12 protein-coding genes are annotated in these 13394 nt (G+C 59.3%); all 12 read left to right on the top strand.

What is annotated here, in order from left to right:
* The first annotated feature begins 22 nt into the window (after positions 1 to 22).
* The 12 genes from C5F52_RS16010 to C5F52_RS15955 all read left to right on the top strand — a co-directional run bounded on the left by C5F52_RS16010 (position 23) and on the right by C5F52_RS15955 (position 13388).
* Positions 23 to 625 carry a DUF3305 domain-containing protein gene (locus tag C5F52_RS16010; protein ID WP_104799374.1) on the top strand — a complete coding sequence of 201 codons (603 nt, stop codon included), beginning with the start codon at positions 23 to 25 and terminating at the stop codon, positions 623 to 625.
* Entirely contained in the window at positions 615 to 1178 is a 564-nt protein-coding gene (locus C5F52_RS16005) for a DUF3306 domain-containing protein (protein WP_104799373.1), read from the top strand. The genes C5F52_RS16010 and C5F52_RS16005 overlap by 11 nt, the downstream gene beginning before the upstream one ends.
* Positions 1105 to 3204: a 4Fe-4S binding protein gene (locus C5F52_RS16000; protein WP_104799372.1), complete on the top strand. Its 2100-nt coding sequence runs from the start codon at positions 1105 to 1107 to the stop codon at positions 3202 to 3204. The genes C5F52_RS16005 and C5F52_RS16000 overlap by 74 nt, the downstream gene beginning before the upstream one ends.
* Before the next feature lie 9 nt (positions 3205 to 3213).
* Positions 3214 to 3831 carry a molecular chaperone gene (locus tag C5F52_RS15995; protein WP_104799371.1) on the top strand — a complete coding sequence of 206 codons (618 nt, stop codon included), beginning with the start codon at positions 3214 to 3216 and terminating at the stop codon, positions 3829 to 3831.
* Between the two features lie 196 nt (positions 3832 to 4027).
* Positions 4028 to 4246: a formate dehydrogenase gene (locus C5F52_RS15990; protein WP_104799568.1), complete on the top strand. Its 219-nt coding sequence runs from the start codon at positions 4028 to 4030 to the stop codon at positions 4244 to 4246.
* A gap of 12 nt (positions 4247 to 4258) precedes the next feature.
* Entirely contained in the window at positions 4259 to 7225 is a 2967-nt protein-coding gene (locus tag C5F52_RS15985; protein WP_104799370.1) for a formate dehydrogenase subunit alpha, read from the top strand.
* 10 nt (positions 7226 to 7235) lie between these two features.
* Complete coding sequence (gene fdh3B, locus C5F52_RS15980; protein WP_104799369.1) at positions 7236 to 7865, top strand: formate dehydrogenase FDH3 subunit beta; 630 nt, start codon at positions 7236 to 7238, stop codon at positions 7863 to 7865.
* Positions 7862 to 8083 carry a hypothetical protein gene (locus C5F52_RS15975; protein ID WP_104799368.1) on the top strand — a complete coding sequence of 74 codons (222 nt, stop codon included), beginning with the start codon at positions 7862 to 7864 and terminating at the stop codon, positions 8081 to 8083. Before fdh3B ends, C5F52_RS15975 begins: the two co-directional genes overlap by 4 nt.
* A gap of 15 nt (positions 8084 to 8098) precedes the next feature.
* Entirely contained in the window at positions 8099 to 9238 is a 1140-nt protein-coding gene (locus C5F52_RS15970) for a formate dehydrogenase subunit gamma (protein ID WP_104799367.1), read from the top strand.
* Between the two features lie 25 nt (positions 9239 to 9263).
* A complete protein-coding gene (locus C5F52_RS15965) occupies positions 9264 to 9647 on the top strand; it encodes a hypothetical protein (RefSeq protein ID WP_104799366.1) in 384 nt (127 codons plus the stop codon).
* Between the two features lie 73 nt (positions 9648 to 9720).
* Entirely contained in the window at positions 9721 to 10608 is an 888-nt protein-coding gene (locus C5F52_RS15960; RefSeq protein ID WP_104799365.1) for a formate dehydrogenase accessory sulfurtransferase FdhD, read from the top strand.
* Positions 10605 to 13388, top strand: a complete 2784-nt coding sequence (locus C5F52_RS15955; protein ID WP_104799364.1) for an ABC transporter permease — start codon at positions 10605 to 10607, stop codon at positions 13386 to 13388. Before C5F52_RS15960 ends, C5F52_RS15955 begins: the two co-directional genes overlap by 4 nt.
* The last annotated feature ends 6 nt before the right edge of the window (positions 13389 to 13394 follow it).

The following is a 13394-nucleotide window of genomic DNA, read 5'->3' as shown; positions in this document are numbered from 1 at the left end:
GGCCAAGTACCATGTGCCCCCTATGAATCACCGTCCCAGTTTGCAAGTTGCTGTTGTCATGCGCCGCGAGCGCGTGCCTGGCGCCATGAGCCGTTGGCAAACTTGGCGCTGGGTCCTGCACGATGTGGTGGGTCACGACCTCACGCCGCACGAGGCGCACTTTGGCACCGCACCGCGTTGCCTGCGTCAGACCGAGGACGAGCAGTTGTGGCTGCACCCCGGCTTCACCGTTGAACTGTTCAAAGACGATGCCGAGGGCTATTACCTCAACAGCACCACGCCTGCGCCGTGTTGGTTTGTGCTGTGGCGCATGGAAGAAGAGCCCGCCATCAGCGACGAGGTGATGGCCGTGCCCACCATGGTCAGCCTGAGTTACCACGATGCAGGCCGCTGGTTGGACGCCCAAGAAAACGTGGACCAGGTGCCCGCCCCGCCCGAGGTGGTGGCGTGGATGAATGAATTCATGGACGAGCATTGGGTGGTCGAGGCCAAGCGTCGCAAACGCCCCGACAGCTTCAGAGCCTTGCAAGACCGCTTTGGCAACCCCGCGTCTGTGAGCACCGAAAAAACTCGCGGTGGTGGCATGGGTGGTGGTAACTCCGGAGGCGCTGGCCATGGCCAATGACGAAACGCCCGCTGGCTTTTTAAGCCGCTGGTCGCGCCGAAAAGCGGAGGTGCGCGAAGGCCGTGTGTTGGATGAACCGCCAGCGCCGACCCCCATCTCGACCCGTGCTGTGCCACAACCCAGCCCGCAATCAGCCCTTGCCGATGCTGCCCCAGCCGCGGCTCAGGCTGGGCAGCCAGCGCCTAAACCCGAAGCGCCCACTTTGGCGGATGTGGACCAACTCACGCCAGAGTCCAGCTACGCCAACTTCATGTCCCGCGACGTGGCCCCCGAGGTCAAAAACGCGGCCATGAAGAAACTGTTCAGCGATCCGCACTTCAATGTGATGGACCGCATGGACATTTACATTGACGACTACGGCATTCCCGACCCCTTGCCTGCCGCCATGCTGCGTCAAATGACCAGCGCCAAGTTCTTGAACTTGTTCGACGACGAGCCCGAGCTTGTCGACACCCCTTCACTCACAGATAGCCCCACGCATGACCACGCTGATTTGCGACTGCAACCAGACGCAGCCCCTAGACCCGAAGGCACTGAGCCAAAGCCTCTCTGAAAACCTCACGCTGCACACGGCCTTGTGCCGTCGTGAAGCGGGGGCGTTTGTCAAAGCCGTGCAAGGCACCGACGATGTCGTGGTGGCCTGCACCCAAGAACAACGCTTGTTTGGCGACTTGGCCGTGGAGGCGCAAGCCAAAACCTCGGTCATCAAATTCGTCAACATCCGCGAGACCGGTGGTTGGAGCAGCGACGCCAAAAACGCAGCGCCCAAAATGGCCGCGCTCTTGGCCGCTGCGCATTTGCCCGAGCCCGAACCCGTCACCACCGTCACCTTCAAAAGTGCAGGGCGCTTGCTGATTTTGGGTGACCTGGACCAAGCCGAAAAAGCCGCGGCATTGTTGGCCGACACCTTGAACGTGACGATCTTCACCCAAGGCGCGGGCGACGCGGGCGGCTCCCAAGACCGCCGCTACCCCGTGTTGGGCGGCAAAGTGTTGCGCGTGGATGGGTGGTTGGGCGCCTTCACCCTGACATGGCAACGCACCAACCCGATTGATTTGGATCTGTGTACCCGCTGCAACGCTTGCGTGGCCGCTTGCCCTGAGCAAGCGATTGGCCTGGACTACCAAATTGACCTGAACAAATGCACCTCGCACCGCGATTGCGTGACCGCTTGCGGCGCCATCGGTGCGATTGATTTTCAGCGCGTGGCACAAGAAGAAACGGCGGAGTTCGACTTGGTGCTCGACCTGCGCGCGCACAGCGCGTTCAACCGCCATGCCTTGCCGCAAGGCTACTTCCGTGAAGCCAGCGTGGCCAACCTCATGCGCTTGCGCGAGTTGGTGGGTGAGTTTGAAAAGCCCAAATTTTTTGCCTACAAACAAAAACTGTGCGCGCACAGCCGCAACGAACAAGTGGGCTGCAACGCCTGCGTGGACATTTGCTCTGCTGAAGCGGTTAGCTCCGACAAGTCGCGTCAGCAAATCAAGGTCAACCCCAACCTGTGCGTGGGCTGCGGCGCATGCACCACCGTCTGCCCGACAGGGGCGTTGACCTACGGTTACCCGCGTGCCAGCGAGCAGGGGCAAAAGCTCAAAACGTTGCTCAGCACCTACCAAAAAGCAGGCGGCAAAGACGCCGTCATCTTGTTGCACAGCCAAGAGGCGGGCCAAGCGGTGGTGCAAGAGTTGGGCCGTGCGGCGCAGCTCAAGCTGGCGCAGGGCGTGCCCGCGCACGTCATCCCCGTGTCGGTGTGGCACACGGCCAGCTTGGGGTTGGATGTGTGGTTGTCGGCCTTGGCCTATGGTGCGGCTCAACTTCTGGTGCTCGTCACCACTGAGGAGGCCCCGCAATACCTGGATGGTTTGCAAGCGCAGATGGACCAAGCGCAGGCGTTGCTAGAAGGCTTGGGCTTTGCCAAACCGGCCCAAGCGCCGGTGCAACTGGTGCGCGCCACGCAAGCCTTGGAGTTGGATGCGGAGTTGCAACGTCTGACCACGGGCAAGTCACGCTTGAACGCGGCTGTGCCTTTGGCCACCTTTGCGGTCACGGCTGAAAAACGCAGCACCTTGAATTTTGTGATCGACCACTTGCTGGAGCATGCCCCTGCCTTGAAGGCCAACACCGCCCCCGAAGCGCTGGCCTTGCCCGCCGACGGTGCTTTGCTGGGCACGGTGGAGGTCAACAAAGACAGCTGCACCTTGTGCATGAGCTGCGTCAGCGCCTGCCCCGCCAACGCTTTGCAAGACAACCAGCAAGCGCCGCAATTGCGCTTCTTCGAGAAAAACTGCGTGCAGTGCGGCTTGTGCGTCAGCACCTGTCCTGAAAAAGCGCTGAACTTGGTGCCGCGTTTGCTGCTGACACCCGAGCGCAAAGAAGTGCGCGTGCTCAACGAAACCCAGCCCTATGGCTGCATCCGCTGCCGCAAACCCTTTGGCACGCTCAAAGGCGTCGAGGCCATGATCGGCAAACTCGCTGGCCACGCCATGTTCCAAGGCGCGGCGCTGGAACGCCTCAAAATGTGCGGCGACTGCCGCGTGATCGATATTTATTCGTCTGGCGACGAGCAAAAAATCCTCTAAATTATTTGTATGACCGCACCTCACCTGACCTCTGCCCTTGACGAAGAAACCGCGCGCGCCGAGTTGTATGGCTTGATTGCCGAGCTGTTTTACGCCCCTGCACGCCCTGACATGCTGGCCCAGTTGCGCGTGGCGCCCACCGAGGCGCCCACTGCCGGTGGCTTTTTGGAGGAGCCTTGGCGCCAGTTGGTCGGCGTCACCCGCGACATGGACGATCTGAGCATTCAGCGCGAACACGACGCCTTGTTTGGCGGTGTGGGCAAGCCCGAGGTCTACGTGTACGCATCGCACTTTTTGACGGGTTTCTTGAACGAGAAGCCGTTGGCCCAGTTGCGCACCGATTTGGCCGCGTTGGGGCTCACGCGTGACGCCAGCACCATGTCCGAAACCGAAGACCACGTGTCGTATGTTTTTGAAGTCATGCGCTTTTTGGTAGCGGGTGACGATGTGGCGGTGTCCAACCTCACGCAGCAAGCAAAGTTTTTTGGCAACCATGTGCAAACCTGGTTGCCCGCGTTTTGTGATGCGTTGCAAGCCAACCCACGCGCCCGCTTTTACGGTGCCTTGGCCGAGTTGACGCGCGCGTTTGTGAGCGTTGAGTCACAAGGCTTTGACATGCTGAGTTGAGTGCATGGGCGCGTTTCACTTCTTCTTTTGAAAAGAGTGAGACGTTTGGAGGGTTGCAAAGCGGCGTTTCGCCAAGGACCCCATACTTTTTCCGAGTGTTTTCTAGTGCTTTGGCGTAACTACGTACTAGACAAACGCCTTTATTCGATACAGTATGCAAAGTTGTGCATACGCACAAACCCAAGAGGAGCAAGACATGCAAAAAGAACACGCCAAAGACCAAGCTGCGCCATCGCGCCGTGGCTTCTTCATGGGCGCCGCAGCCGCAGGTGCTGCCGTCGCCGCAGTCACCGCATTGCCTGGTGTGAACGCACCCGAAGCAGCCGTCAAAGCACTGCCTCCCGCGCCTGAAAACGGTGGCGGTTACAGCTTGAGCGAGCACGTCAAACGCTATTACCAGACCGCCCGCGTCTGATTTGGAGCACCTATGTTGTTAACCCGTAAATCTTCCAGTGCTGCCAGCCCATCGGCTGGTGGTTCGACTTTGGTCAACCGCCTGCAGCGCGGTTTGTCGCAAGCATTGCCGACTTTGGACCGCCGCGGTTTTCTGCGTCGCTCCGGTTTGGGCATTGGCGTGGGTTTGGCTGCTACGCAGCTGAGCTTGGTCAAAAAAGCGCAAGCCTCAGGCACGATGTCTGGCGATACCCCCAACAAAATTGAAGTCAAACGCACGGTGTGTACCCACTGCTCGGTGGGTTGTGCGGTCGATGCCGTGGTTGAAAACGGCGTCTGGGTACGCCAAGAAGCGGTGTTTGATTCGCCCATCAACCTCGGCGCCCACTGCGCCAAAGGTGCGGCCTTGCGCGAGCACGGCCACGGCGAGTTCCGCCTGCGTTATCCCATGAAATTGGTCAACGGTAAGTACGAGCGCATCAGCTGGGACACGGCCTTGGACGAAATCAGCGCCAAGCTGTTGGAGCTGCGCAAGACCTCTGGCCCCGACAGCGTGTACTGGATTGGTTCGTCCAAGCACAACAACGAACAAGCCTATTTGCTGCGCAAGTTCGTGAGCTACTTCGGTAGCAACAACTGCGATCACCAAGCTCGTATTTGCCACTCCACCACCGTGGCCGGTGTGGCCAACACGTGGGGTTACGGCGCGATGACCAACTCGTACAACGACATGCAAAACAGCAAGGTCGCGATGTACATCGGTTCCAACGCGGCAGAAGCCCACCCTGTGTCCATGATGCACATGCTGCATGCCAAAGAAAACGGCTGCAAGATGATCGTGGTGGACCCACGTTTCACACGCACGGCAGCGAAGGCCGACGAGTACGTGCGCATTCGCTCGGGCTCTGACATTGCTTTCTTGTTTGGCTTGTTGCACGTCATTTTTAAGAACGGCTGGGAAGACAAGAAGTACATCAACGACCGCGTGTTCGGCATGGACAAGGTCAAAGAAGAAGTCATGGCCAAGTGGACGCTCGACAAGGTCGAAGAAGTCTGCGGCGTGTCGCCTGAGCAGGTGACCAAAGTGGCCACCATGCTGCACGAAAACAACCCCGGTACCGTGGTGTGGTGTATGGGTCAAACCCAGCACACCATCGGTAACGCCATCGTGCGTGCCTCGTGCATCTTGCAATTGGCTTTGGGCAACATCGGCAAGTCCGGTGGCGGCACCAACATCTTCCGTGGCCACGACAACGTGCAAGGCGCGACCGACGTGGGTCCTAACCCCGACTCGTTGCCCGGCTATTACGGCATCGTCGAAGGTTCATGGAAGCATTTCGCCAAAGCATGGGGCGTGGAATTCGATTGGCTCAAAGGTCGTTTTGCATCGCCCGCGATGATGACCAAGCCCGGTATCACTGTGTCGCGTTGGATCGACGGCGTGATGGAAAAGAACGAGCTCATCGACCAAGACAGCAACCTCAAGGCCGTGTTCTATTGGGGCCATGCCCCCAACTCACAAACCCGTGGTTTGGAGATGAAGCGTGCCATGGACAAGCTGGACTTGTTGGTGGTCGTTGACCCCTACCCATCGGCCACGGCAGCGATGGCTGCCATGCCCGGCAAAGCCGAAGACCTCAACCCCAACCGCGCGGTCTATCTGTTGCCGGCTGCCACGCAGTTTGAAACCAGCGGTTCTTGCACGGCTTCAAACCGTTCGTTGCAATGGCGTGACAAGGTCATCGAACCTTTGTGGGAGAGTCGCACCGATCACATGATCATGTATCAGTTCGCCCAAAAGCTCGGTTTTGGTCCAGAGTTGGTCAAGAACTACAAGCTGCAAAAAGTCAAAGGCATGGACGAACCCATGCCCGAAGACATCTTGCGCGAAATCAACAAGTCGGTTTGGACCATTGGCTACACCGGCCAAAGCCCAGAGCGCTTGAAGGCGCACATGAAGAACATGCATTTGTTCGACGTGAAGACCCTCAAGTCCAAAGGCGGCAAAGACAAAGAAACCGGTTACGACTTTGGTGGCGATTACTTCGGCTTGCCTTGGCCTTGTTACGGCACGCCCGAACTCAAGCACCCAGGCACCTCCAACCTGTACGACACCTCCAAGCACGTCATGGACGGCGGCGGTAACTTCCGCGCCAACTTCGGCGTTGAGAAAGATGGTCAAAACCTGTTGGCGGAAGATGGCTCGCACTCCAAAGGCGCGGACATCACCACGGGCTACCCTGAACTCGACCACGTCTTGCTCAAGAAACTCGGTTGGTGGGACGAACTCACCGATGCCGAAAAAGCATTGGCCGAAGGCAAGAACTGGAAGACCGACAACTCGGGCGGCATGATGCGTGTGTTCATGCAGAACCACGGTTGCCATCCCTTCGGCAACGCCAAAGCGCGTGCCGTGGTGTGGAACTTCCCAGACCCCATCCCACAACACCGCGAGCCTTTGTATGGCACGCGTCCTGACTTGATGGAAAAGTACCCCACGCACGCTGACAAAAAAGCGTTTTGGCGTCTGCCCACCTTGTACAAAACCGTGCAAGACAAAAACATCGCCGACAAGGTGCATGAGAAGTTCCCGCTCATCCTCACCTCGGGCCGTCTGGTCGAGTACGAAGGTGGCGGCGAAGAGACCCGTTCCAACCCTTGGCTGGCCGAGCTGCAACAAGAAGCATTTGTTGAGATCAACCCCAAGACTGCGGCTGACCGTGGCATTCGTAACGGCGAACGTGTGTGGCTCAACAGCCCCACTGGTGCACGTTTGAATGTGCAAGCTTTGGTGACCGAGCGCGTGGACACTGGCACCGTTTGGATGCCGTTCCACTTCTCGGGCCGCTGGCAAGGCAAGGACATGCTGGAGTTCTACCCCAAGGGTGCAGCGCCCATCGTGCGCGGTGAGGCCGTGAACACGGCCACGACTTATGGTTACGACAGCGTCACCATGATGCAAGAAACCAAAACCACCGTTTGCAACATCGAACGCGCCTAAGGAGAATTAAATGGCACGCATGAAATTTATCTGTGACGCTGAGCGTTGCATCGAGTGCAACGGTTGCGTCACCGCTTGTAAAAATGAACACGAAGTGCCATGGGGCGTGAACCGCCGCCGTGTGGTGACTTTGAACGACGGCGTCCCCGGCGAGAAATCGATCTCTGTCGCGTGTATGCATTGTTCCGACGCACCTTGTATGGCCGTTTGCCCTGTGAACTGCTTCTACAAGACCGACGAAGGCGTGGTCTTGCACGACAAAGACATTTGCATTGGCTGTGGCTACTGCTCTTATGCTTGCCCGTTCGGCGCACCTCAGTTCCCAAGCCAAGGCACCTTCGGTGTGCGCGGCAAGATGGACAAGTGCACCTTCTGCGCCGGTGGTCCAGAAGCCAACGGTAGCGAAGCCGAGTTTGAGAAATACGGTCGTAACCGTTTGGCCGAAGGCAAGTTGCCTGCTTGCGCCGAAATGTGCTCGACCAAAGCCTTGCTCGCCGGTGACGGCGACATGGTGGCCGACATCTTCCGCAACCGCGTGGTCAAGCGCAACAAGGGTGCAGAAGTGTGGGGCTGGGGCACGGCTTACGGCTCTAAGCAGGCCGGCCAAGCACCCGCCAAAGTTGAAGGAGTGAAAAAATGATGAAACGCATGTCACTCATCATCTTGAGCGCGGCCGCGCTCACCGCTTGCGGCGAGAAAGCGCAAACGCTGGGCACCAAAAACGACGCCACAGCCTACAGCGGTGCTCAAAATCACTTTGTAGAGCCAGGCTGGACAGCCGGTGACAAAACCAGCTGGGAGCAACAGCTGCGCGCTCGCGGCCAATACGGCCAAAACGACCACAGTCGCGCACCGTAAATCAAGGGGCACACCATGTACCGCTCTTTTCAATCGGTGTTGTGTGCAGCTTTGACGGTGTTCGCACTGTCGGCTGTCGCGCAAGACAAAGCGCCTGCGGCGGCTCCGGCCATCCAGAGCGTCAACATCCAAGACGTCAAGCCTGATGCCAGCGATGCGCCCGGCTATGCCGAGCAAAGCAATGGCGAACGTGCCAAAGTTCAGCCCGGCAACAACGCGCCCATGTGGCGCGCGGTAGGCGCAGGTGTGGAAGGCTATAGCAGCTTGCCCAAGTCACAAGCCCCCGAAGCTGGCGTGCTGATTCAACCCTTTGTGCAGTACCCTGGCTCACGCGTGACCAACGCGGGTGAGGCATGGCGCCAAGTCCGCAACAACTGGATCATTCCTTACGGCGGTTCACTGTTGGTGATCGTGTTAGGGGCCATTGCCGTTTTCTACTGGCGCAAAGGCATGATGCGTTTGCACGGCGCGCCTACGGGCAAAGAGATTGAGCGCTTCACACCGTTTGAGCGTTCGGCCCACTGGACCAATGCGATTGCGTTTGTGGTCCTGACGCTGTCAGGCATCACCATGGCGTTTGGCAAGTTTTTCATGCAACCCATCATTGGCGACACGTTGTTTGGCTGGATCACGTACTTGCTGAAGAACGCGCACAACTTTGCCGGTCCGTTGTTTGCCGTGTCGTTGACTGTGGTGTTTTTCACCTTCCTCAAAGACAACTGGCCCAGCAAAGAAGACTTTGTGTGGCTCATCAAGGCCGGTGGCATGTTCGGTGGCAAAGAAGTGCCTTCGCACCGCTTCAACGCCGGTGAGAAAGTCGTGTTCTGGGGCGGCGTGTTTGGCTTGGGCTTGGTGGTGGTGGCGTCTGGCTTTGTGCTCGACAAGATCGTCCCCGGCTTGATTTACGAACGCAGCACCATGCAAATGGCGCACATGGTGCATGCCGTGGCTACGCTGTTGATGATCGCTATGTTCATGGGCCACATTTACATGGGCACCATCGGCATGGAAGGCGCTTACAAAGCCATGCGTACAGGCTACGTCGACGAGACGTGGGCCAAAGAACACCATGAACTCTGGCACGATGACATCCAAGCTGGCAAGATTCCCGCACACCGCTCTGAGCCCGTGACGGGCCCTGCGGTTCGCGCTTGAACACCGCCTCGATACAGGAACTGATATGACCAAAACACTCTTAGTTTTTATGTTGGCAGTGGCCAGCGCCACCGCGTTTGCCAAATTGCCTGCGCCTAGCGACGAAGCCAAGGCCAAAGCGGCTGAGGCGGCTGCCAAGACAGCGCACGCGGGTAAAACAGACGCCTATTTGCTGTGCAAGTCACAAGACAAAGTGGCCGCACATGTGCAAAAAACCAACAAAGCCCAAGCAGGTAAACCTGCCACTACGGCACCTTGTGTGGACCCCGGCAAGTTTGTCTACACACCGCCAGAAGCTGCGCCTGCTGCGGCAGCACCAGCGGCTGGGGCCACTGCCCCTGCGGCGGCTGCCACGACAGCAGCCCCAGCCAAAACCGCAACGCCTGCGGCACCGGCTAAAAAATCGTAATCCACACAGCCTCGCTGTGCATTGGGCCGCGCCTGCCAAGGTGTCGGCCCTTTTTGTTGTAGCCTGTCGTTCTATGCCCCTCGTTTTATCTTCTGTGCCATCTCTGCCCCGTCTCACCCAAGCCCAAGCCGAATTGACGCGCCAAATTGAGGTCGTCAATGAGCACGGCGTGCGCGAGTTCACGTCCATCCCAGCGGAGCGCGCGTTGACCGTCTATGTGGACAAGCGCGAAATCGTCACCCTCATGACCCTTGGCGCACACCCCGAGTTGTTGGTGCTGGGCTATTTGCGCAACCAACGCTTGGTGGGCCATGTGAGCGAGGTCGAGTCCATCACCGTCGATTGGGACGCAGGCGAAGACGGTGCAGGCGTGGCGGCGGTGAAAACCCACCAAGGCATTGCCGACATTGCCGCGCGCACTGAAAAGCGCGTGGTCACCACCGGTTGCGGGCAGGGCAGTGTGTTTGGCGACTTGATGGGTGAGATCGACACCTTGGTGCTCCCCGATGCGCGCATCAGCCAAGCGCGTTTGTATGGCTTGCTCAATGCCATTCGCGTGCAAGAAACCACTTACAAATCGGCGGGCTCGGTGCATGGTTGCGCTTTGTTCAGCGGCGAGCAGATGCAAATCTTTGTGGAAGACGTGGGACGCCACAACGCGATAGACACCATCGCCGGCTGGATGTGGATGAACGGGGTGGTTGCCGATGCCGATTCAATTTTTTACACCACGGGCCGCTTGACCAGCGAGATGGTGATGAAGTCTGCGCAAATGGGCGTGGCTGTGGTGGTGTCGCGCAGCGGCATCACGCAAATGGGCTACGACGTGGCCACGCGCTTGCAGCTGTGCACCATTGGTCGCGCCACCAACAAACACTTTTTGGGCTACACCGCACTTGAACGTTTGCAGTTGGACCCCGCGCTGGCGGTTGGTGGCGTACGCAAGGTGGAGCAAGCATGAGCGAGCGCACGCAAGATGCGTCTACGCATGACACAGCGCAATCGCTTGGCGCGGTGGTTACACCGGCAGGGCTCAAACAAACAGGCGTGACTTGGTGGACGCAAGCATGGCGCACGCTGTGGCGCGATGCCCGCGCAGGCGAGCTGCGCTTGCTGGTGGTGGCCGTGGCGCTGGGCGTGGCAGCACTCAGCTCGGTCAGCTTTTTGGCCGACCGTTTGAACGGTGGTTTGCAGCGCGATGCCCGTCAACTTTTAGGGGGTGATGTGGTGGTGGTGAGCGACCAAGCCACACCCGCGCACATCGTGCAACGCGCTAAAACGGACGGCTTGCAGGGTGTGACCACCTTGAGCTTTCCGACCATGGCGCGTGGTCAGCCACAAAGCGGTGGCGAGAGTAACAGCCGCTTGGTCGCACTCAAAGCGGCAGAAGCTGGTTATCCGTTGCGCGGCGAACTCAAAGTTGCCAGCAGCTTGGCGCAAGCGCAACTCGTGCTGAGCCATGACAACACAAGCAGCGACGACAGCAAAAGCCCCAGCGTCAATGGCCGCAGCATCCACACAACAACCGTTGAAAAAAACACGAAAATTCCCGCCAGCGGTGACGTGTGGGTCGAACCTGCTGGCCTAGAAGCCTTGGGCCTCGATGTGGGTGACAGCGTATCGCTAGGCAATAGCCGCTTGCGCATCAGCCGCGTGCTGGTGAACGAGCCAGACCGTGGCGCAGGCTTCATGAATTTTGCACCGCGCGTGTTGATGAACAGCGCTGACTTAGACGCCACGGCTTTGATCCAACCCGCCAGCCGCGTGACCTGGCGCTACGCCGTCGTCGGCGCAGACAACGCCACGAAAAAATTTTTAGCGTGGGCCGAAGCCGAGAGTAAAAAACCAGAAGTGCGCGGTGTGCGTGTGGAGTCGCTCGAAGCAGGCCGCCCCGAGATGCGCCAAACCTTGGACCGTGCGGGCAAGTTCTTGAACTTGGTGGCTTTGCTTGCGGCGTTGCTCAGCGCGGTGGCCGTGGCACTCGCGGCCCGCGCCTTTGCCGCACGCCATTTGGACGACTGCGCCATGCTGCGCGTGTTGGGCTTGAGTCAGCGCCACATTGCGTTGTCGTACACCGCCGAATTTGTGTGGGTGGGCACCTTTGCCAGCACCTTGGGTTTGGCCTTGGGCTATGCCGTGCACTTGGTGTTTGTGGCTTTGCTCAAAGGCTTGGTGGACACCGCCTTGCCTGCGCCCAGCGTGTGGCCGGTGGTGTATGGCTTGGGCACGGGCCTCACCTTGTTGCTGGCGTTTGGTTTGCCGCCTGTATTGCAGCTGGCCAGCGTGCCCGCACTGCGTGTGATGCGTCGTGATGTGGGTGAACTCAAAGCCACCACGCTCAGCGTGTGGGCCTTGGGACTCACCGGTTTTGCCGTGCTGTTGATCGCTGTCAGCCGTGATTTGAAACTCGGTCTCATGGTGGTGGGTGGCTTTGCAGGTGCGGTGTTGGTGTTTGCGGGAATGGCTTGGTTGGCCGTGCAAGTGCTGCGCCGCAGCGTGGTGGAGGGCAGTGCGCCGCCGTGGCTCATGCTGGCCACGCGACAAATCAGCGCACGTCCTGTCTACGCCATGGTGCAGGTGAGCGCGCTGGCGGTGGGCTTGTTGGCCTTGGCCTTGTTGGTGCTGCTGCGCACTGACCTCATCAGCAGCTGGCGCAATGCCACGCCGGTGAATGCGCCCAACCGTTTTGTCATCAACATTCAACCAGATCAAGCCGCCTCGTTTTTGCAAACCCTGCACGACGCAGGCGTGCGCAAGCCCGATTGGTACCCCATGATTCGTGCGCGCTTGGTGGCGGTCAATGGCAACACCGTCACCCCCGACAGCTACACCGAAGAGCGTGCCCAGCGTTTGGTGGACCGCGAATTTAATGTGTCGTTCAGCGCCGATCAACCCGAACACAACACGGTTGTTGCGGGTGCGTGGCAAGCTGAGGAGCTGGATGGTTTGAGCATCGAAGACGGCATTGCCAAAACCCTGAAACTCAAGCTGGGCGACCGCTTGCGCTTTGACATGGCGGGCGTGTTGCACGAAGCACGCATCACCTCGGTGCGACGTGTGGACTGGACCTCCATGCGCGCCAACTTCTTTGTGATGTACCCCGTCAGCCGACTCGTCACGGGCGCGGGCTTTGATGTGCCCACCACCTACATCGCTGCTTTCCGTGTGCCGCAGCGTGTGGCAGGTGCAGACGCAGTGGCTGAAGCAAGCGCCACGCCTTCTGCCAACCCGACCCGCAAGTTGGTGAAGTCTTCTCCCACATTCGACAACCAACTCATCAGCCGCTTCCCCAACGTCACCAGCGTGGACATGGGCGCGACCTTGAACCAAGTGCAAAACGTGCTTGGCCAAGTGGTGAGTGCGGTGGAGTTTTTGTTCTTGTTCACCTTGGCCGCTGGCTTGGTCGTCTTGTTTGCGGCGGTCACCGCCACGCGCGAAGAGCGTGCGCGTGAATACGCGGTGTTGCGTGCGCTGGGTGCGTCTAACCACTTGCTCGCCAAGGTGCAGCGTGCCGAACTGGCGGGCGTGGGCGCGTTGGCGGGCTTCTTGGCCAGTGGCGTCGCGATGGCCATGGGCTGGGGCTTGGCCCGCTTTGCGTTTGAGTTTGAATGGACGGCCAGCCTGTGGGTGCCTTTGCTGGGCGCGGTGGTGGGCGCGTTGTTGGCTTTGGCTGCAGGCTGGTGGGGCCTGCGCGATGTGCTGCGTCGCCCTGTGGTGCAGACCTTGCGCCAAGCATCTTGAATCGCG

This window comes from Limnohabitans sp. TS-CS-82, assembly GCF_002943475.1.
The sequence above is the reverse complement of the archived record's forward strand: the minus strand, read 5'-3'. Positions and strand labels throughout refer to the sequence as shown.